The organism is Ruania rhizosphaerae (assembly GCF_009805705.1).
GTDB classification, from domain to species: Bacteria; Actinomycetota; Actinomycetes; order Actinomycetales; family Beutenbergiaceae; genus Ruania; species Ruania rhizosphaerae.
On the sequence record NZ_VSMB01000005.1, the window covers coordinates 235,958 to 257,244 of the forward strand.

A 21,287-nucleotide genomic window follows, 5' to 3' on the forward strand; every position below is an offset into this window, starting at 1 on the left:
ACTCCCGGCAACACTCAGCGCGCCCGTGTCACGACCCCGACGGCGCCTGGCGTCGGCGGGCGAACAGCAGGGCTACGGCTCCGGCGATCAGCAACAGCAGCGCGGCTCGTAGCACGACCACGTCTGCACCGGTGTGTGCGAGGTCGGTGCCGCGCACGGTGACGGTGAAGGTCGTGTCCGTGCTGTGCCCGGTGCCGTCGACGGCGGTGCAGGTCACCGTGGTCGTCCCCACCGGGAAGAAGTCGCCGCTCGGCGGGGTGCACTGCACCGTCCACCCGGCCGCGTCCCCGTGCAGCTGCGGGGTCTCGTACTCGACGATCGCGCCACCCGTACCCGGCTCTGTCGCCACCTGGACCGTCTCGACCGGTTCGAAGGTCGAGGTTCCGGGATCGGCCGGGTCGTCTGGGTCATCCGGATCGCCGGGCGTGCCTGGGCTCCCTGGGTCATCCGGATCGCCGGGATCGCTGGGATCGTCGGGTTCCTGGTCGCGGGCCACCGTCACCTCCACGGTGCCGGACGCCGTGAACGTACCGTCGGTGATCTCGTAGGTGAACGTGTCGGTGCCGACGAACCCGGGGTCCGGATCGTAGGAGACCAGGGTGCCCTCGAGAGTGACGGTGCCGTTCGACGCGGTTCCGGTCGTGGTCACCGAAAGCCCCTCGTTCAGCGGTGGCATCGGGTCCCTCGTCGGCCACACGTTGTCCACGTCGGTGTCGTTGCCGAGCACGGAGATCTCGACCGGGGTGCCGGGCTCGGTCGAGACCTGGTCGTCATGGGCGACCGGGGCGTCGTCGGTGCACGACACCTCGATCGTCACCACGGCGGGATCGCTGGTGAGCTCCCCGTCGGAGGCGCGTACCTCGACGGTGTCCTGCCCGCAGAAGTCGGCGGCCGGGGTGTAGTCGAGCACGTCGTCAGTGATCTCGGCGGTGCCATGTGCGGGACCGGTCACGATCGAGAACGTCAGCTCATCGCCGTCGGCGTCGCTCCCCTCGAGTGTGGTGGACAGCGCCGTGTCCTCGGTCGCCGTGGCGGTCGAGTCGTTCATGGTAGGAGCGTGCGGGCAGATGACCTCGAACGTGTGCGTGACCCACTCACCCGCGAGATCGTCGAACCCGGGCGTCGACGCGACGCTGCGCGCCTGGAAGGTGGTGGTCCCGCACCAGTCGGTCGCCATGTGCTCGTACTGGAACGTCCAGTCCTCGAGCACGGTGACGGTGCCGAACTCGGGTTGCGTGACCTCGATGCGGGTGTCGTCGCTGGTGTAGCCGTCGATGTCGCTCGCGCCAGCCATCAATGCCCCGTCCGGTGCGACGAACACGGACTCGCTGTTGAGCATCGACCACGAGCTGGCCGCCAGTTCGGTCGGGTCGTTCACGCACCTCGATGCCGACAGCACCACCGTCGTCGGCTCGAGCGCGTCGAGCCCGCCCCCGCGGCCCTGATAGGTGAACGATGTCGCGCTGGTAGGACCGCACAGGTCGGATGGCGGGACCCACGTGAAGCTGCCGTCGTCGTTGAACGTGAGTTCGCCCTGGTGGACGTCGTCGACCAGCTCGGCGGTCGTGACGCCGTCATCGTTGGCGAGGACGCCGCCGGCGGCATCGACGACGAGGGGCGTGTCCTCGATCGCGTCGTAGGTGTCCTCGACGCCTGCCGGCGCGACGAGCATGACGGCCGAGTCACTGGCCTCTCCCGCCGCGTTGGTGACCGTGAGCCCGAGTGGCACGTAGCCGACCTGCTCCGGCACCCACCGGCGTTCGGTCGGTTCGTCACCTGATCCGGCGTCGATCACGGTCGCGCCGCTGCGGAACAGGTGGGTGGAGTCGAGGCCGTTGGTCTCACCGGTGGAGCGGAGCGTGATGGTCTCACCGACGGTGACCGCACCGCCGGTCGACCCCTCGACGACCAAGCGCGCCTCGGGCGGGCCGGCCGTGTTGAAGTAGGCCCATTCCGACTGGAACGGTGTGGCGATCTCGTCGGCGACCCGCACCCGCCAGCGATAGGTCGCAGCCGGATCCAGCGGTTCCTCGTCGAGCTGGTCGAAGCGGAGCGTGAACGTGCCCTCAGCGTTCTGGTCGATCCACAGCGGTGCGTCGCTGGCGACCTCGTTGAGCTCGATGGTCCGAGCGTCGGCGGTGTCGAGACCTTCGATATCGATGCTGATGCCCGCACTGCGGTTGAGCGCGTCGGCGGTCATCGGCTCACCGGCATCGGTGGCACTGAAGGAGAGATCGGGCTCGGTGTCGGTGAACGCACCGGCACGTGGTGCCTCGACGGCGAGGTCGCCGACCGCGGCCAGGGGATCCGCGTCGTAGTTCTCAACCGCATAGTTCAGCACCCATACGGGGTATCCCTGGCCGAGGTTGCGCTTGCAGAGGAACATCTTCCACGAGTACTCGTGGTCGCTGAGCAGTTCGCTCGGAAGATCGCCCACGCCGCCCTCGAATGAGGTCCCCTCACCGAAGGTCGACGAGCCGCCGACGCTGCCGGCGAGAGACTGAGTGAGCGAGGTCTCGGCGAAGGCTTCGCCGATCCAGAAGTCGGCCCCGACCTTGGCAGTGGCGGTGAGCTCGGCGCCCGCGGTGTTCATCCACGAGGTGGTCTCCGACTCGCTGTAGCTGATTGTCGAGTAGTCGACGCCCGACGACCCGGCGGTGACGGGGTGACGTCCGCCGACGCGGATCGCGTCTTCAGGGTCGAGCGGGCTGAGTGTATTGCCGAACACGTCCTGCTTGTAGCGGAGCAGGTTCGCGAACTCGTCGACCGCCTGTCCGTCGATCGTACCGATGCAGTAGTCGTTGATGCCGGCGTTGCCGCCAGGGTACGAGCCGGGATCGCCGATGGTGTGGGTGAGAGCCTCGGTAATGCCAGGACCGAACCCGTACTCGCCGAAGGCGTCAGGGAACCGTTCCCGAGCGGCCGCGACGCTGGAGCTCGCGGTGGTGGTGGCGATCGGCGTCTCGAATGCGTCGTCCGTTCGCCCCAGCCCGAGACCCGTGGAGGACTCGACCACCTCGCCGGAGTACTGCATCACCCGCGTCGAACCGTAGATGATCGTGTCGTCCTCGGCACTGCCGCCGTACCCCTCGCCGCTCGTCTCGGTCAGTTCGAGGGTCGTGTCGGTGCTGTACTGATTGGTGAATCCGGCCGCGATCGACCCGCCGTTGCCCAGCACGTCACCCCCGGCGTGGACCTGGATCCCGACCGAGTAGCTCACCCCTTCCGAGACGCCGGTGGAGGTCGTCGAGGTCGTGCCGAACGACGGCGCTGCCACGGACTGTCCGGCCGAGGCGACGGTGGGTGGCGCCATCAGCAACCCGATCGGCTGCGGGTCCTTCAGCACCACCGGCGGCGAGCACTGCAGGCCGGGGTCGGACTTCGATTCGCCGTCGCCGGGGATCCGGCAGCCGGCGAGGTCGTCGTCGAGCGTGATCGTGACCACCACCTCGTCGAGCGAGCTGCGACGCATCTGGAACCCAGGGTCGACGGGCTGCACCCAGGTCGGCCAGATCTCGACCGTCCCACTGTCGATGACGTCGTTCTCGTTGTCGGAACGCGCCAGGCCGGCCTCAATGAGCTGGTGCGAGGACAGGATGCTCTGGTCTGCCAGCGACAACGGATCGGACAGCGAACGCGTATCCGATGCGGCCGCGGTCACCACGGCCGCGTTGAGGTAGGTGTCCTCGCAACTGGCGCCGGGGACGAGGCGTTCGACATCGTCGCATACCCGACTGAGCTCGATCGACGCCCGGTAGGCGTTCAAACCGCCGTCGAGCGGCAGCGGGCTGGACACCCGGGCTCCGGCCTGGAACGGGGCGTCGGTGTCGATTATGCCGGGGTCGTACCTGACCTGTCCTGTCCAGATGGAACTGCTTCCGCCGGCAGGACCGACGCACGCGATCGTTCCCTCCGATGGATGCGTCGAGCCTGTGAAGGTCTCGCCGGTGATGACATCGATGTCTGTCGCGCCGGCGCAGGTGCCGATCGGAGTGACGATGGCGTCGGCGAGTCTGCGCTGCTCGATCGCATATGCCGCGCTGGCTGGGTCGCCCCCGGTCTCGCCCGATATCAGGAGGGCGCCGATCGGTTCACTCCCGACGAACCTCGCGCGGTCGGCGCTGCCGATCTGCTCGTCGACGGTGAGCCACGGCGAACCGATCCAGTCCTCGGACGGTCCGGGGAACGGGGTGTCGGGCGTGTCGGCGACGGCCGCGGAGGGGGCGAGCCGCCTGATCTCGAGGTCGTTGTGGATGCGAGTGACCACTGCGAGCTCCGGCTCACCCCAGCCCGTGTCGGCTGACATGCCGATGAGCGTGCCTGTGAACTCCTCCGACCGGTAGGTGAGGGACAGCTCGCCGCCGTCCAAGTCGAAGCGGAACAGGCGCGACTGGGAGGCGACCCACAGGCTCCGGTCCACGATCGCGACGTCGACCACGTTGGTGTCGTCCCACTCGGTGAGGGCGCCGAAGTCGAGGGTCTGGTCGTAGGGCAGTCCGTCGGCCATCGTGCTGTGGATGCGTGCCTTGCCGTGGCCGCCGGTTCCGCCCTCGATCACGACGACCAGGTCTTCGCTCGGCGCCAGCGAACCGTTGAGTTCCACGTCGCGGATGATGCCGGTGGTGAACGCGACGACTTCACCGTCGTAGTCGGGCCCGTCCGGGTACTGCGTGACGTCGGTTGCGAGCCCGGTGGGCACGACGTCGGGTAGTGGGTCGAGCCCGTTGACCTCGGCCGACAGGCCCGCCTGGTTCTTCTCGACGGCGCTCGCGACGATGTCGCCGTCCTCGTCGTGGCCGATACCCAGCCATACCGGCAGTGCCTGGGCTGTGGACGTGACCGCCTGCGGATCGTGGAAGCGCAGGGCGTTGTCGTTGAGCCACTGGTCGTCGTAGTCACTGATCGGGGTGTCGTCAGCGTGTGCGACCGATGGTGGCCCCCCGTCCACGGTGGCGACCCCCACCGTCGACAGGAGCGCTGTCACCAGTGTCAGAGGCACCGCGCGTTGTGGGAATCGGCCGTCTCTACGCATCATGAGCGAAACTGTACGGTTTCGTTCAATGGGTGTGCAACCCTCGACTGTGTCCAGGTATGCGTCACGGGGGAGGCCGGCGCAGCCTCCCCCGTGACACGCTCGGGTCAGCTGGCGGTCATCCTGCGGCGGATGAGCACTCCGCCGAGGAGTAGCGCGAGAGCCAGGCCGGTGACGCCCATCAGGCCGGTGGTACCCGTGGTGGGTAGCCCGCCTTGCTGGTCCCCGCCGGGGGTCTCCTGATCGTCGCCTGACTCACCACCAGGCGACTCCTCACCAGGCGTGTCGCCGCCCGGGGCCTGATCGTCTGGCGTCTCGTCCTCCCCGGGGTTCTCCTCGCCACCCGGGTTCTCCTCGCCGGCAGCCGGGAGGATCATCAGCGCGGACGAGGCCTCGAGCATCGTGCCCGGATCGGCGACGCGGATGGTCGCGAGCCCATCGGTGGCCGACTCGGGAATCGTCACCGTGGAGGTGAAGGAGCCATCCTCGTCTGCTGTCGCCTCGCCGACGATGAGGTTGTCCGGCTCCAACCGGATCTCGAGGTCGGCCGACGCGGAGAAGTCGCGGCCGGTGATCTCCAGCGACTCGCCCACGCGGACCTCATCGACGGAGAGCTCCAGCGACGGGGGTGCGACCTCGGCGGGAGCCACGGGTGCGCTCGGTGCGCTGGAGAGCGTCAGGGAAGGGTAGTCCGGATGGGTTCCGGTGACCTCCACCCGCAGGGTCCGCCCCACCTGCTCCTCACCAGGGGTGAAGACAGCCTCGGTCGCGCCGTCGATCATCGCCGTGTCGGCGAACCACTGGTAGCTCAGCGTGACTCCGTCCGGCCCCCACGTGCCCGCCTCGGCGGTGACGGTTTCGCCGGCCTGTGGGGTGCCCTCGATCGTGGGTGTCTCGCCGGTGATCCCGGAAACCGTGACCGCGAGGGACTCGGAGCCGTTGTTGACCGTGAGCGTCACGGTGGCCTCACCGGCTCGGAGGGCGTGCAGCTCGTTGGTGTCGGGGTTGAAGGCCAGCACGGCGTGCGCAGGGGCCTGTGCCGGGTCACCGATCCACACGCCATCGGACCCGGTCCAGGAGTGGCTCATGGGCCATGCCACCGGGACCACGCGGGTGTCGTCCTGGGTGATCGTCGGCTCCAGGGTGAGAGTGTCGCCGGCGAGCAGGGTGGTCTCCTGCGCGGCCATGGCTTGCACCGACGCCGCGTCCCGGGCCTCTTCCTGGCGGGCGTCCGGGATGCCGAGGTCGATCTCCTGCACCCGCGTCATCACCTCGGCCTCGATCCACGGCGCCACCGGACCCTCCTGTGCCACCGATGGGTCGACGCCCAGCATGGTCCACCCCGTGAACGAGCCGAACGAGCTCGTGGTGGGGTTCTTGCCGGAGTTGCCGTTGATGAACATCGGAATCCCGTCCTCGGTCTTCGCGTGGAAGATGCCGACGTGGGCACCGACGAGCGCCACCGGCTTGCCGGAGTTCTCCGTGAACTCCTGCAGCCAGCGCCGCTGATCCTCGGCATCGAGCCGGTTGCTCATCTGGCTGGCGCGCTCGGGAAGCGGGTCGTCGATGGGCATGTGCTGGGCCACGACGACCGCGTCGATCTCCGGGTTCGTGGCAGCATCGTCGAGCTGGCTTCGCAGCATCTGCAGCTGATCCACGTTGTGGGAGAACTGCGAGGGGGAGTTGTCGAGCGTGATGAAGCGGACGCCGTCGATATCGAACGTGCCGAACGTGTCGCCGAACTCGGCGACGAAGTTGTCGATCGGCGCACCGGCGATCTCGTGGTTCCCGGGCACGTAGTACCAGGGGAAATCGACTCCCGCGAGCTCATCGTCCAGGACCTCGCGGGCGAGGTCGAAGTCCTCGGTCGCCGCTTCGTCGACGAGGTCGCCGTTGATGATGAGCACATCGGGCTCCGCCGCCACGATCTCCTGGAGGGTCTCGCGAGCGGCCTGCACGATGCTGCTGTCCGGGTTGCGACCGACGAACTGGGCGTCCGACATGACGGCCACCCGCAACGGGGCATCGGCCGTGGCGCCGGTCTCGGCGATCACGTCATCGGTGAGGAGTTCCTCGGTGGGCAGGTCGACCTGCGGGGGAACCTGGGCGGTGAGATCGTCGAACCACATCGTGCCGGTGTACGACTGCGCGCCGGAGGTTTCGTAGGCACTGACCATCCGGATCCGGATGGGGTACGGCGTGCCCTCGGGGACCGGGTAGCTCATCTGCTGCCAGTCGGTGCCCTGCGGTGCAGGCCCGTAGATGTACTTCCAGGCGCCGTCGGCGTCGGAGTAGCCGACGTAGGTCTCCGCGTTGGCGCCGCTGCTGGACTCGCCACGCACCCAGAGCGTGATCTCGCTCGGCTGTCCCGGAACCTCGTAGCCGGGGTGATCGGCTTCCGGCCGCGCGTTCGCGGTCCGGGTGCCGGTCGACTGGGAGAAGTCGTAGGTCAGCGCCACCGCGCCGTTGCCGTCGTGGCCCGCATCCGGGGCAGGGTCGGCCGAGGAGGTGGACCGCGCACCGGTGGTGCGCCAGGTGCCGACATCCTCGAAGTCGAAGACCATGCGCTCCTCGAATCCGACCGTGAACGCCACGTCGATGCTCGTCTCATTCACGGTGAACGTCATCCGGGCCGAGGCGGTCTCGGCGTCGGAGCTGACGACGTAGGTACTGTGCTTACCAGGCTCAAGAACGAAGGTCCCGTCCTCGTTACCCTCCACGGTGATGTCCTGAGCCTCGATCGGAGCCCGGAAGCCATTCTTGTCGTGGCCATAGATCATCAGTTCGCGGGCGGTGGCCTGGTCCGGCAGCTGGACCGCGGACTCGGAGGAACTCAGGCGCTGCAGCTCGTTGAGCACCGTGATGTCGAAGGTTCCGGTGGCGTCACCTGTTGCAGCAGTGACCTGCGCTTCGCCGGGATCGTTGCCGATAGCCGTTGCTGTGCTGGCCGAGCCCGGTGCCACGCTGGCTGAGCCGGACGCCGTCCACTCCGGGGCCGTGTCCGGGATGGAGGTGTCCATCTCGTCCACGCCATGGGCCACGAGCGTGCGATGCAGGCCGGGGAACACGCGTGCGGTCTCCGGTGCGTCCATCTCCGCGCGGACGACGTACTGGTCGACCACGCCGCTGCCCTCCTCGACGAACAGGCCGATGCCGTTCGGGACCGGGCGCTCGTACCCGTCCGACGGAGTGTTCGGCACACTCGGGTCCAAGCTGAACGTGCTCATCGCAGGTTCGCTGGGCTCGGTGGTGGGCTCACGAACCGACATCGTGGAGGAACCACCGCCGTCGAGGTTGACGGCGTCGTCGGCGCCGAGCTGGTCGAAGAGAGTGCCGAACTCGGTCAGGCTCAGTCCCCGGCTCGTCTGCATCCGCCCGTCCACGGTCACCAGCAGCATGGTGTTGCCGCCATCGGTGAACCCGACGCCGGTACGCGGGTGCACGGCCTGGTCGCTGTGGGACTGGACCGTCCCATCGTCCAGCAGCAGGTGGTTGGCGCCGATGGCGCTGGCGATCTCGCCGGCTGGGGAGGTGACCTCCTGGGTGATCTCCACGGTGTCCCCGGCGTTCAGTTCGCGCAGCGCGTCCGCGGCGTCACCGGCGCGGGCGGCGAGGTAGACCACCCCGGTCGGTACCGCTCCGGTGCCGGCTCCGTCGGACACCTGCACCACGGTGTTGGTCTCGGTGTCGATCGCGACTTCCACGGCCCCGTCACCAGTGGCGCGGGTACGGGTGTGGTCGCCCCAGCGAGCATCGAAGAGCGCGACGTTGCCATCCTGCAGGATCGGGGTGTTGACCCCGGAGATCTCGATCTCGAGGTCGCCGTTGAACACGGCGCGGCCGGTGTACTCCACCGGTGCGATCTCGCCGCGCCCCTCGGTGGTGAAGACCACCGGCTGGTCGCCCGCGCCGTCCGGCACGGTCACGATCCCGGCGGTGGAGGAGACGCCGATCCCCTGCGGGGCGTTGGAGTTGTTGATGTCGAAGAAGCTGCCATTGACCGCGGCCACGGCCCCGTTCTCCGCCATCATCTGCGAGACGGGCACCGCGTCGGAGACCACACCCGGGAACAGGTAGTCAGCGCGGACCTGCCCGGAGCCGAGATCGGCCACGAGGATGTCCATGTCCAGGCGCCCCTCGTCCTCGATGCGCGTCACGCTCACGAGGTCGACGCCAGGGGCGACCGTGCGGTGCTCCTGATGGGTGATCACGGCATTGCCGGAGTCATCGAGATTCATCGACTCGATGAGATCGGCGTTCGATGCGTGGGCGGATGTGCTCAGGGCGACGGTGGCCAGCGGTGCGGCGACGATGGCGCCCAGCAGGGTGGCCAGGCCTCGTCGGCCCGGCGCCGAGCGCCTCGGTGGTGCGGTGAGCAGGGACAAGACGGACTCCTCCGAGCAGGTTCTGATTCGTGCATGAATCTGAATGCACGACGTGGCCGTGAATGGCCCGCAGACGCTCAGGCTAGGAAGGTGTCATGACCGAGCAGTGACCCGGTGGTGGCCGACGGGTGTACAACGTCGATCAGTTCTCCGTGGCCGACCCGTGAAGTGCGACCCCGACGAGGGTGGCCTGAGTGTCGAGAATCAGCCGCGCAGCGACACTCAGGCCACCGTCGACGCAGCCTCGGGCACGATGGCTCCGTGGGCCCGCAATTCCCGTCGGATCTGGTCCAGTGGGGCGTCGGCGAGGTCTGTCCCGGCGCTGGTGGCCACGGCGGCTGTGGCGCCGGCGACCTGCCCGGTGGCCATGGCGGTGGCTTGCACGCGGAAGGCGGAGTTGGCTTCCTGGTCGCCGTCGATGCACCGACCGGCCACGATGATCCCGGCGTCCTGCGCTGGGATCATCGCGTCCCTGGGAATGGTGGCCACGGTGGGTTCGCTCAGGTAGGTCTTCGCGATGCCGTCACCGTCGGGGCGGTGGATGTCGATGGGGTAGAAGGAGTAGCACAGCGAGTCCTCCCACACGGTTCCCGCCAGATATTCACCACCGGTGATCTGCCGCCTGGCCACGATCGTGTGTGTCTCGCGCACTCCCACCTCGGCCGCGGCCCACTCCACCTGCACCCCCTCCAGCCCGGGTTGGCGGCGCAGGAACCGCACGATCCGCAGCATCGCCGATCGACCGGCGACCTCGGCGTCGGTGCGCCCGGCGCTGGTGGCGCCGTCAGTGCCCGGCAGGTGGATCGCGTTCTCGCCGCGCTTGGCCAGGAACGGGACGATCACGTGCGCGCCCTTGGCCCCCAGATCGGCAGGCAGCAGCTCCCCCTCGGCCAACGCCCGCTCGCACGCCGCCTCCAGCGCCGGCCGATCCACGTCATCCATGTCATACCCGCTCAGGCGCATGGTCAGCGTGGCCGGCTGCAACGCCTCGTTTCGGTGGCGCCGCAGCCCGAGGATCCCGACGACGTCCGCGTCCCCCGTACAGTCCACCAGGTGCGCAGCCCTCACCCGGGTGAGGCCCTCCTTGCCGCACAGCTGCACCGCATAGCCGCCGCTCGTGCGCTCGGCGCCGGCGACCATGGTGTGCAGACGCAGCTCGGCACCGCTGGCCGCGACCGCCTCGCTCAGGACCGCTGCGTACAGCGGGATCGGCACCCGGACCTGCAGCTTCCAGTGGGGCCGGTGGTAGTCGGTGAAGTCCGGCAGCTCCCACCCGGCGAGCTCGATCGTGCGGGCGACCAGCTCCCACCCGATCCCGGCGATCACCTGCTCACCCCAGGCGTGGAACAGGCCCGGCAGGTTGATCCCGGCCGTCGTGGTCGTCCCGCCGAGCCCGCCGTTCTTCTCCACCAGCAACGTGCGTGCCCCCAACCGGGCCGCCTGGATCGCCGCCGGAACCCCGGCCGGTCCACCACCGACCACGATCACGTCATAGTGCTCTGCAGTCACGATCTGTTCTCCTGGCTGTCGGTGGCCCCCATGCGGGTGGCCGGTGTGCTGGTCGTGTTGCCGGTCCGTTCGCTGGTGGCGTCGTCACGGACAAGCAGGTCGTCCGAGAGGCGGGGCGCAGGTGCCGGCACGCCCCCGATCGTCGACCGGAACGCCTCGGCGTGCTCGGCCCGTGTGCCCACGATGCTGCGTGCTGTCAGACCCAGCTCGCGCTCGTGGCCGGTGCCGGTCCAGCTCGCCGTGACTGTGGTGGGCGTCCAGGAGACCTCGACGGGGTCCTGGTGTTGCGGCGCTCCGGATGAACTGCCGTCACCGGCCCCGGCGGCGCCTCCATTCCCCGCCCCGACGGCGGCCGCATCATGGCCCGCACGCTCCCGCATCCGCAGTGTCCCCACCGCGGCGAGCGGCCCGGTCACATCCAGCCGGCCCTCACCCGCGCGCAGAACGACCTCGAGTCGATCACCGGAGCGGACCACGCGACCACCCATACTCAGCGCGGCGACGCCGATCTCGATCACCACGGAGTCTGCGATCACCTGCACCACCTCACCTGCTGGCACCGCATCCCCATCGTGCAAGAGGTCGCCACCTGTGAACCACCGGGCATCGGTCGCGCTGACCTCGAACACTACGGACAAGCGTTCGCCGGGGATCGAATCCCCGGCAGGCAGCAGGTCCAGGTGGAGGTGCCGGTCTCCACCGGGAAGTGCCAGGCCGACCGCCCACAGCAGGCGGTCGCCCTCCTGCACCGAGGAGAACGACCCGGCCGCGACGTCCTCACCGTCCCGCAGCACCCGCAGCCGGAGGGTTTCCGTTCTGCCAGGGTGACCCGCTCCGGCTGGGGGACCCGCTCCGGCCGGGGCACCGGATCCAGCGGGGCTGCCCGATCCGGTTGTGCCACCGCAGGCCCACTGCCCGAGCAGCACCCGCCGCTGCAGCCACGTGTCCGACTGGTTGATCGACCCCAGCGTGAAGTTGGGTGCCAGCCACGAGGTGGCCACCTGTTCCGCCAGCGCCGAGCTGCCGGCCTGCTCCCGTGCGGTGTCAGGATCGCGGAGCACCACGAGTTCGCGGTGCTGGGAGGGCTGCTGACGCCACCGATCGCGCTGGCGCCGCGATCCCGGCACGAAGTGACTCACCAGATCCTCGGGCACCCGCGGGTGCAACAGCACCGGCCACACCAGGGGCGTGGTCACCTCAGGCAGTGCCACCTGCTCATGCCCGGGTACGGGACCTCCGGCCACCTCGGCGAGGGCCAGCGCCAGGTAGGCCGCCAGCGCCGGAAGGCGCGTGACGTCGTCGGCGTACGCGCGGGACATCGGCCCGGCGATCTGACCGATCCCCGCATTCCAGCGCACGGCGAGGTGCTGCCAATGGCGGTGTTGCACCCGGGCCAGCAGACCGCCGTCGGGAATCCCCAGCTCAGCCATGGCCTGCAGGCCTTCTGCGGCCACCAGCCAGTAGGTGGGGCTGGCGAACTCGGCGAAGGTGCCGGTGCGGTCGATCCGGGCGGCCAACCGGCGCAACCGGTCCGCGGCGTACGCGGTCATGTCCGCGTCCTCGCGCAGCAGCCCGGCCGCGGCCGTCACATAGGTGCCCTTCACGGCGATATTCGTGTAGTCCAGGTGCACCTCACGCCGGCGGATCGAGCCGGCCGCATGCCCGACGGCGGAGCGCACCGCCGCCGCCACGTCACCGGACAGCCGGTCGCCGTGGCGCAGTAGCGCCATCGCCAGGGTGCGCCCGTTGAAGTCGGCCTGGTTCCAGTCCGGAGGCACCATCCGCGCCACCGGCTCCTCGGCGAAGTACCCCCACAGGCCGTAGGTGGGAGAGGTCGTGTCGGTGTCCTGCCCGGCGGTCAGCGCTATCAGTACGGCCTCGGCGTCCCCGATGCGCCCGGCCTCCAGCAGAGCCAGGGCGTAGTACCCGCTCGGCACGTACCGGTGGGCGTGAGTATTCCCGATGCGCGTGTGGATCGGGTTCGGCTCGGCCCATTCGCGCAGGAGCCCGACCGCGGGGTCATAGGCGCAGTCGCCGTAGGCGAGCACCTCCGAGAGCAGACGCTCGCGCAGGTTCTCGACGGGGATCGCGCGGTGCTCGCCAATCGCGGTGCTCACTGCGGTCGTGGAACACCCCGCGGTGGTGGTGCCTCCATTGGTGCTCTGCTCATCGATCACGGGGATCCTCACCATTCCGCGTAACTGCCGTCCGTGCGCTGCCACACCGGCGACCGGTGCCGTTGCGGGTCGGCGGCCGCGGCACGCACCGCATCCTCGTCCACGGTGATACCGAGACCGGGTGCGCTCGGCCGCACCAGGGCGCCGTCGCGAACCGTGAACGAGGCCGGGTCCACGAACCGGGCCAAAGTCCCGGCACCAGGGTCGTGCAGCTCCAGATGGCACTCCTGCACCATGACCTCCTGGACGGCGAAGCCGAGCTGGGCGCAGGCAGCGAAGGCCACCGGGCCGGTGGCACAGTGCGGCGCCAGGGCGATATTGCGCAGTGAGGCGACCGCGGCGATACGCATCGCCTCTGAGATCCCGAAGCAGTGCGAGAGATCCGGCTGCAGGACCCGCACCCCGGAGTCGATCACACCGGCCGCCTCCCACCGGTCGTAGAGACGCTCCCCGGTGGCGATCGGCACCGTAGTGGCCGCCGTGAGCGCTCTCAGCTCACCCTGGAACTCCGGAGGCAGCGGCTCCTCCACGAACGCCGGCCGCAGCGGCTCCAGCTCGGCCAGCAGCACCCGCGAATCCGCGGCGCTGACCCGGCCATGGAAGTCGATCGCGAACGTCCGGTCCGGGCCGATTGCCTCGGCGAGCCGCTCCCACCGGCGCATTGTGGCGTGCAGCCGCGCCGGTGTCTCGAGGAAGTCGCGCGGGCCCTCCGGTGCGGTCTTCACCATCCGGTAGCCGGCGTCGACGAGTTCCTGCGCGCGGTCGACCAGGGCGGCATCGTCGGCCCCGTTCGCGGGCGCGTACAGCGGCAGCACGTCGCGCACCGGACCGCCGAGCAGTACGTGCACCGGCACCCCCAAGGCCTTGCCGAGCACGTCCCACAGCGCCTGGTCCAGGCCGGCCACCGCCGAGCCCAGGATCGGGCCGCCCCGGTAGAAGCCCGACTTGTGCATCCGCTGCCACAGCCGCCCGATCTGCACGGGTTCGCCGATCAGCAGGTCAGCCAGCTCACGTACGGCCGCTTCGACAGTCTCGGCCCGGGACTCCAGGATCGGCTCGCCCCAGCCGGCGATCCCGGCGTCGGAGCTGACTTTGACGAGCAGGAACCGGTCGGAGATCCGGAAGGTCTCGACCGCCGTGATGCGGAGATCGGCCTCGCCCATCCGCGCTGTTGTGGCGGGATCAGCGGCTGGCATGGAGTACCCGGTGCTCATGGCGCGAACAGTGCCCCGTCGGTCCCGCGTACCCCGAGCGCCCATTCATCGTGGCGGGAGAGGACAGGAGGGAAGGCAGCCGCAGCCTTCTCATCGAGTTCGATACCCCACCCCGGCGCCTCGTTCGGTCGCAGGTAGCCGTCCTCCACTCGCGGGGTTCCGGGGAAGATCTCGTGCACCGCCTCGGGGTAGACATGGCACTCCTGGATTCCGAATGCCGGGCTCGTTACGTCGATCGCCAGATTCGCCGCGGCACCGATCGGGGAAACGTCGGCGGGGGAGTGCCAGGCGGTCTGCACCCCGTGCAGCTCGGCGAGTGTGGCGAGCTTGCGGGCGGCCGTGAACCCGCCGATGGCGCTGATGTGGCAGCGGATCAGATCCACCCCGCCACCGGTCACCAGGCGCGCCGCCTCGGTAAGCGACGTGCACAGCTCCCCGACGGCGATCGGCACCGGTGAGGCGGCGCGCACCGCGGGCAGATGGTCGAAGTACTCCGGGGCGAGGACGTCCTCGAGGAAGAACAACCGGTATGGCTCCAGCGAGCGGGCCAGGATGACGGCCTGCTTCGGCGTCAGCCGGGAGTGGACATCGTGCAGCAGGTTCACCTCCTTGCCCAGTTCGGCCCGGGCGCGGGCGAACAGCTCCGGGGTGCTGGCGAGATAGTCGGTCACCGACCACCCGTCCGGGTTGGCAGCCCGGGGGTATCCGCCCGCGACGCCGGGCGCGCCGTAGGTTCCGATGCCACGCTGACCCACCTGGAGGCGCACATGCTGCCAGCCGGCGCCCATGAACTCGCGGGCTTTGGCCAGTGTTTCCTCGATCGTGGCGCCGGAGGCGTGGGTGTAGGTGGGCACGGCGGTGCGGACCCGGCCGCCGAGCAGCCGGTAGACCGGCATCCCGGCCTGTTTGCCGAGGATGTCCCACAGGGCCATATCGATCCCAGAGAGGGCGTTGTTCGCCACGGGGCCGTTTCGCCAGTACGCACTCAGGTGTGCCGAGCGGCCGATGTCCTCGATATCGCCCGGATCGCGACCGATCAGCAGACGGGCCAGGTGTTGTTCGACGTACTCCACGACGGCGGCGTACCGCTGGGTGAAGGTGGCGCAGCCGAGCCCGTACAGACCGGGTTCAGTGGTGTCCACACGCACCACCACGACCGGCATCCCCTCCGGTGCGGTGACGATGCAACGCACCCCGGTGATGCGGACGTCGCCGGAGGGCTCCCACGGGGGCAGGACCGTCGGAAAGGCAGGGGCAGGACTGTCAGACATCAGTATCCTCAACAGGTCAGGGGGTTGCGATCGGGTCGGGGAGAAGGCGCAGGTCGGAGGGCAGCAGGTGCTGGGGCGCGAATCCGAACAGTTTGGTCGCGGCCGTCAGGTCCACCGGTGCGGTCCGGCCAGGAAATTCCCGACGGCGTCCCACCCCTGGCCAGTATCTGTTCAGCAGGTCTTCGGTGGGGTAGGGGGCGCTCGTCTGGGGCGCGGCCACGTGCACCACGTGCGCGCCGTGGAAACGAGGTGAGAGGGCGTCCGCCATCGCCGCCGCGGCGTCCCGCGTCTCCAGGTAGAGCCACAGGTCCGGGGCTCCCAGGGAGGGGTCCCGGGCGATCCGGCCGGCATCGGCGAGGAGCCGGTCGTCCAGCTCGGGCACGTGGCCGAGCCCGCCCACCAGTGGCAGGCGCAGGCAGACGACGTCGAAGCCGTGCCGACGTGCCAGGGCGGTGGCGGTGGCCTCGTCGACCCACTTGGAATGGGAGTAGCTGTCGGCTGCGATCGTCGGTGCGTCGGAGTCCAGTGGCAGATAGACGGGGGCGGCCGCCGGATTGGGACTGAACCGGATTCCCAGGGCGTTGATGCTGCTGGCGATCGAGATACTCCGCACCCCGGCCTGACCGGCCAGATCCAGCACGGTGTAGGTGGCGCGGGTGTTCATCCCGAACACCTCAGGACCGCTCGCCAGAGACGGCGCGGGGATCGCCGCCAGGTGGATCACCGCGTCCACCTCGGTGAGGCTGTCAGCCACGGCGGTCGGGTCGGTGGCGTCGCCGATCACCACGCGATCGGCGCCGAGAGCATCGAGGTCACCGGGATCGGTCAGAGTCAGGGCTGTCGATCGGATCCCGCAGGCGCGCAGGTGCCGGAGCACGGCGCGGCCGATCAGGCCTGCCGCACCCGTGACCAAGACGTGCCGAGGCGGCGAGGCGAGGGCCGCCGTCGGCGGATTCGTACTCATCCCTTGAGCGCTCCCGCCTGGCCGGCACCGCGGAGGAACTGTTTCTGGAACAGCAGGAACAAGGCCACTGGGATGATCACGGAGATGAACATCCCGGCCATCATCAGCGAGGTCTCGGCGGTCTCCTGCAACCGGGGCAGCGCCACCGAGAGCGGCTGCTTGTCCGCGTCCGGTAGCACCAGCAGTGGCCAGAGGAACTCCTTCCATGCCTGCACGATCGTGAGCAGGGAGACCACTCCGATGATCGGCGTCGACATCGGCAGCACCAGGAAGGCGAAGATGCGGAACGGTCCGGCGCCGTCGATCTTCGCGGCCTCGAACAATTCATGGGGGAGGGCGTCGAACATCCGGCGCATGATCAGCACGTTGAAGGCGTTTGCGGCCGAGGGCAGCCACACCGCCCAGAAGGTGTTCAACAGGTTGACCCCGACTAATGGCACGTCCAGCACCGTCAGATAGAGCGAGACGAGGCTGATCACCCCCGGGATGAACAAGGTGGCCAGCACCAGTGCGGAGACGACCTTGCCGTAGCGAGGCCGGAGCACGCTGAGCGCGTAGCCGCCGGTGGTGGCGACCAGCAGCCCGAAGAACCAGGACCCGACGGCGATCCACACCGTGTTGCCCAGGTACTTGCCGAACTCGATGCGCGTCCATGCGTCGTACAGGTTGCCCCACTGGATGCCGCTGGGCCACAGCCCGAACGGCTCGCGCAGGATGTCTTGTGTGCTGGAGACGGCCGACTTGAACAGCCAGAGCAGGGGGCCGGCCGAGATCAGCACCAGGGTGCCCACCACCAGGATGGACAGGAGAGTCAATCCGACCCGCACACCGGGTTGCTTGCGGTCGTGCACCGAGAGGATCGAGCGCTCGGAGGCGAACGCGGCGGCGTCGGCGCGGCGGCGCGCTCGGAAAGTGCTGGTGGTGGTCATGTCTGGCTCCAACGCCGGGTGGCCCACAGATACAGGGCCGAGAGCAGGCAGAGAGCCAGGGCGAGGAGCAGGCTGAGCGCGGTGGCCTTGCCGTAGTCGCCCTGGATGAAGGCGTAGCGGTAGATCAGCATCAGTACCGAGACGCTGCGGTTGGCGGGCCCGCCGCCGGTCATGATGTAGGGCTCGGCGAAGATCTGGAACACCCCGATCAGCTGCAGCAGCAACATGATGAGCATGACGCCGCGCATCTGCGGGAGGGTGATGTGCCAGAAGCGCCGCCAGATCTTTGCGCCGTCCATCTCGGCTGCCTCGTACAGCTCGGTCTGCACCGAGCGCAGTGCAGCCAGGTAGATGATCGTGGTGCCGCCGAACCCGGCCCAGGTGGCCTGGACGATGATCGCCGGGATCACGAGGTCAACGTCGTTGATCCAGCCGAGAGGTCCTGCACCGAACCAGCCGAGCACCTGGTTGAACAGGCCGTTCGCATCGGGTGCGTAGAACTGCTTCCACAGCAGCACGGCCACCACCGGGGGGATGATCACCGGCAGGTAAACCAGGACGCTCGCCACCGGCCGGGACCGGCGCAGTTCGCCGATGAAAATCGCCAGCAGGATCGGGACCGGGAATCCGATCAGCACCGAGACCAACGTGTACTGCGTGGTGTTCCACACGGCGGTGGCCAGCAGTGGATCGTTGAAGACGTTGATGAAGTTGGTCCAGCCGATCCACTCGGCGGCTCCGACGAAATTGGTGCGCTGCAGGCTCATCATCACCGAGCGCAGGATCGGCCACCACGAGAAGAATCCGAATGCGATGAGCAGCGGGAGCATGAACACCAGCGTGCTGAGCCCGCCACGGCGCACCCAGGTGATCGGGGTGCGCGAGCGCCGGCGAGTCAGCCCGCGGGTGCCGGACATCCCGCGAGGTGAAGCGGCGCCGTCGGGGGTGGTCGTGGCGGAACGCCCGCGTGAAGTGGCGTGGGCCGTCAGGTCGGACATGAGGGGAACCTTCTCGTCAATGAGGGGCAACGGTGGAGGCTGGGCGTGCTTCGCCCAGCCTCCACCCGGCGATCAGCCGGCGTCGATCTGCTGCTGGACGCTGGTCTGCGCCTCCGAGAGCAAGGTGTCGATATCCGCATCCTCCTCGGTGAGTACAGCCTGCACGACGGCGTCGAGGGTGGCGTACAGCTCCTGGGCCTTGACCGGGGGCTCCGGTACCAGCGGGATGTCGGCGATCGTGGAGGTGTAGGGCTCGAACTGCTCGACCGGCGCGTTGATGTACTCGGCGATCCACTCGGTGTACTGCTCCTCCACCTCACCGCCGAGCACGGGCAGCAGCGGCGGGTAGACGGGCAGATCGTCGGCTGCGCGGCTGGAGGCGAACTCCACGGCGGCGTCCTCGTTCAGGTACCGCTGGAACTTCACGAACTCGATCCACTCCAGCGCTGCCGCAGCCTCCTCGGGAGTGGCATTCGGGCTGACCATGGCGATGGCTCCACCGGCGAGCGTGCCGAGCGCATCCTCGGACTGGGGCAGTCCGGCCACGCCGAAGTCCTCCGGTGCCAGCCCGCGGTTGACCACCAGGTTGCCGTAGGAGTCGGCACCGTTGACCGTCATTGCCAGCTGACCGGCACCGAGGTCGTTCATGATGTCGTCCTGGTTCATGAGGAAGTTGGCCCCCATGGACTCGTCTTCCCAGCGCAGGGTGCGGTAGAACTCCAGCGCCTCGGCAGTGGCGCCGGTGTCTGCGAAGATGGCGTTGGCGTTTCCGTCATCGTCCACCTCCTCCATGGCGCCACCGAAGGCGTAGGAGAGGGTGGACAGCGTCCATCCGCCGGTGTTGTCGGTGGTCATGGTGGCGAAACCTGTGGCGTCGGTGTTCTCGGTGATCTGCTGTGCGGCTTCGCGGACCTCCTCCCACGTGGTCGGCGGGCTGTCCGGGTCGAGCCCGGCTTCGGTGAACAGCCCGCGGTGATAGACCAATCCCATCGTGTAGGCCTGGTAGGGCACGCCGTAGATGTTGCCGTCGGAATCCTGCACGGTGGCCAGAATCGAGGGGTCGAGCTGGGAGAGCGCCTCACTGCCTGCCACGAGGTCGGTGAGGTCGTAGACCTGGCCCCTGCCGATGAGGGCCTGGATCTCGGTGAACGGGATCTCCAGCGTGGTCGGTAGCGTCCCACCCTGCAGCATCGGGATGAAGGTGTCGGAGGACCAGGTGGTCTCCTCCGGCTCGACCGTGATGTTCGGATGATCGGCCTCGAACTCCTCGACCATGGCGAGCAGGTTCTCGCGGGACTCGGGGTTCTCGGTCGGAGCCAGGTTGCCGACTGTGATGGTGACCGGCGCGTCGGTGTCGACGTCGGCGGGGTCGCCCTCGCTTTCCGGATCGGTGCCGGCGCAGGCGCCGAGCGCCAGCGCCATGGTGGTGCCCAGTGCCGCGGTGGCGACACAGCGTCGGGACAGCCTCATCGTTGAAACCTCTCTCAGGTGGGGGTGCGCTCATGAATCATGTCGGCTTCGCCGTCGGTGCCTCAGCCGCGTGTTGCTCGGTGGCACCCGTCCGGGAACTGACGATGAGAAAGCGCTTTCGCATGAGTATGCGGAGAGGGGAGGCGGCTGTCAAGTTGTCGGAGGGTTCGTGATCGCATCGAGGTATTCCTGGTGCGGTAAGCGAGGCAGGGGTGTGCCGCCGTCGTGAGGCTCATGCGTCATGAGGCCCGCAGGATGGCGCTACTGCGAAACCGGATACCCGGTAGTCGCTAGCATGGCGTCATGGCAGCTCGGAAGAACGTGACGCTCAGCGATGTCGCCGCCGCGGCCGGTGTGTCGTTGTCCACAGCGTCCAAGGCGCTCAACGGCGGCGGCCGAATCGGTGAGGTGACGCGGCTGCGGGTGGTCGAGACGGCTGAGCGGCTTGACTTCCGCCCCAACGCGCTCGCGCAGTCCTTCGCGCTGGGACGCAGTCGCACGGTCGGGTTGCTCACGCAGAACGCCGTCGGTACCTGGTCCGGGCCGATCTTGGTGGGGGCGACGAGTTTCCTGGGGCGGCACGAGCAGGCGGCGCTGCATTACGACGCCCACTTCGACATTGCCACCTTGAATGCGAACGTCCGCAAGCTTCTCGCCCGCCGGATCGACGGGCTGCTCATCCTGGGTGAGGGGCCGGAGCATGTGCTGCGGTCGGTCACCCAGGACTTCTCGGTGCCGGTGGCCTATGCCTTTGCCAGCACGGACGACAGTGGCGATGCGATCTTCATGCCGGATGGGGAGATGATCGGGCGCGTTGCGGCCGAGCACCTGCTGGAGATCGGGCGTCGCAAGATCGCCCACATCGGTGTGGACATCAATGCCCCTGCCACGGAGCGCACGCGTGGCTTCCATGAGGCGATGGCCGCCGCCGGGGTGCAGGTGGCCGGGGAGCGGACCAGCGGAGGGGACTGGAAGGCCGAGTGGGGCGAGCAGGCCGTGCTGCGCCTGCTCGAGGACGGCGTCGATTTCGACGGACTCTTCTGTGCCAACGACGTGATCGCCGAGGCGGCCGAGAAGGTGCTGCTCGCGCGCGGGTTCTCCGTCCCGGATGACGTGGCGATCGTCGGCGTGGACAACTGGGAAGGTGTGGTCGCGCGGCGTCGGAGCCACCTGACCACGGTGGACCCGCAGCTCGCCGCTGTCGGTGCCGCGGCTGCGGAGTATGTGGTTGAGGGGCGCAACGATCCGGGGATTCACCGGCTTCCGGTGAGTCTGGTGGTCGGGGCGAGTTCCGTCGCCTGAGGCACGGACCAGCAGTGGATATCCGGATATCCACAG

General features: G+C 68.8%; 11 protein-coding genes. 1 reads left to right on the forward strand and 10 read right to left on the reverse strand.

Going from position 1 to position 21,287, the window contains the following annotated elements; all coding sequences use genetic code 11:
- Positions 1-28: 28 nt before the first annotated feature.
- From FV560_RS09915 to FV560_RS09960, 10 genes are all read right to left on the reverse strand, one after another.
- Entirely contained in the window at positions 29-5,035 is a 5,007-nt protein-coding gene (locus tag FV560_RS09915) for an Ig-like domain-containing protein (RefSeq protein WP_159621365.1), read from the reverse strand.
- A 104-nt stretch (positions 5,036-5,139) separates the two neighbouring features.
- The gene (locus FV560_RS09920) at positions 5,140-9,417 is read right to left on the reverse strand and encodes a phosphodiester glycosidase family protein (RefSeq protein ID WP_159621366.1); all 4,278 of its coding nucleotides are present in this window, start codon (positions 9,415-9,417) and stop codon (positions 5,140-5,142) included.
- A 222-nt stretch (positions 9,418-9,639) separates the two neighbouring features.
- Entirely contained in the window at positions 9,640-10,926 is a 1,287-nt protein-coding gene (locus FV560_RS09925) for an FAD-dependent oxidoreductase (RefSeq protein WP_200837594.1), read from the reverse strand.
- On the reverse strand, positions 10,923-13,043 hold the full coding sequence (locus FV560_RS09930) for a hypothetical protein (RefSeq protein WP_159621367.1): 2,121 nt from the start codon (positions 13,041-13,043) through the stop codon (positions 10,923-10,925). The genes FV560_RS09925 and FV560_RS09930 overlap by 4 nt, the downstream gene beginning before the upstream one ends.
- Positions 13,044-13,111: 68 nt before the next feature.
- On the reverse strand, positions 13,112-14,317 hold the full coding sequence (dgoD, locus tag FV560_RS09935) for a galactonate dehydratase (RefSeq protein WP_235020042.1): 1,206 nt from the start codon (positions 14,315-14,317) through the stop codon (positions 13,112-13,114).
- Positions 14,314-15,588 (reverse strand): enolase C-terminal domain-like protein, encoded by a 1,275-nt coding sequence (locus FV560_RS09940; protein ID WP_159621368.1) that lies wholly within the window; start codon positions 15,586-15,588, stop codon positions 14,314-14,316. The genes dgoD and FV560_RS09940 overlap by 4 nt, the downstream gene beginning before the upstream one ends.
- A 16-nt stretch (positions 15,589-15,604) precedes the next feature.
- Complete coding sequence (locus FV560_RS09945; RefSeq protein WP_159621369.1) at positions 15,605-16,552, reverse strand: NAD-dependent epimerase/dehydratase family protein; 948 nt, start codon at positions 16,550-16,552, stop codon at positions 15,605-15,607.
- Positions 16,549-17,481 carry a carbohydrate ABC transporter permease gene (locus FV560_RS09950; protein WP_159621370.1) on the reverse strand — a complete coding sequence of 311 codons (933 nt, stop codon included), beginning with the start codon at positions 17,479-17,481 and terminating at the stop codon, positions 16,549-16,551. Before FV560_RS09950 ends, FV560_RS09945 begins: the two co-directional genes overlap by 4 nt.
- Positions 17,478-18,479 carry a carbohydrate ABC transporter permease gene (locus tag FV560_RS09955; protein ID WP_235020043.1) on the reverse strand — a complete coding sequence of 334 codons (1,002 nt, stop codon included), beginning with the start codon at positions 18,477-18,479 and terminating at the stop codon, positions 17,478-17,480. Before FV560_RS09955 ends, FV560_RS09950 begins: the two co-directional genes overlap by 4 nt.
- 72 nt (positions 18,480-18,551) lie before the next feature.
- Positions 18,552-19,949 (reverse strand): extracellular solute-binding protein, encoded by a 1,398-nt coding sequence (locus FV560_RS09960; RefSeq protein ID WP_159621371.1) that lies wholly within the window; start codon positions 19,947-19,949, stop codon positions 18,552-18,554.
- Positions 19,950-20,252: 303 nt separating this feature from the next.
- On the opposite strand from FV560_RS09960, the gene FV560_RS09965 reads away from it, so the two are divergent.
- On the forward strand, positions 20,253-21,251 hold the full coding sequence (locus FV560_RS09965) for a LacI family DNA-binding transcriptional regulator (RefSeq protein ID WP_159621372.1): 999 nt from the start codon (positions 20,253-20,255) through the stop codon (positions 21,249-21,251).
- Positions 21,252-21,287: the final 36 nt, after the last annotated feature.

Bases quoted from the DNA above. Each gene is read 5' to 3' on its own strand.
- FV560_RS09915 (WP_159621365.1), bottom strand. From the start codon at position 5,035: ATGATGCGTAGAGACGGCCGATTCCCACAACGCGCGGTGCCTCTGACA.
- dgoD (WP_235020042.1), bottom strand. From the start codon at position 14,317: ATGAGCACCGGGTACTCCATGCCAGCCGCTGATCCCGCCACAACAGCG.
- FV560_RS09940 (WP_159621368.1), bottom strand. From the start codon at position 15,588: ATGTCTGACAGTCCTGCCCCTGCCTTTCCGACGGTCCTGCCCCCGTGG.
- FV560_RS09945 (WP_159621369.1), bottom strand. From the start codon at position 16,552: ATGAGTACGAATCCGCCGACGGCGGCCCTCGCCTCGCCGCCTCGGCAC.
- FV560_RS09950 (WP_159621370.1), bottom strand. From the start codon at position 17,481: ATGACCACCACCAGCACTTTCCGAGCGCGCCGCCGCGCCGACGCCGCC.
- FV560_RS09955 (WP_235020043.1), bottom strand. From the start codon at position 18,479: ATGTCCGACCTGACGGCCCACGCCACTTCACGCGGGCGTTCCGCCACG.
- FV560_RS09960 (WP_159621371.1), bottom strand. From the start codon at position 19,949: ATGAGGCTGTCCCGACGCTGTGTCGCCACCGCGGCACTGGGCACCACC.
- FV560_RS09965 (WP_159621372.1), top strand. From the start codon at position 20,253: ATGGCAGCTCGGAAGAACGTGACGCTCAGCGATGTCGCCGCCGCGGCC.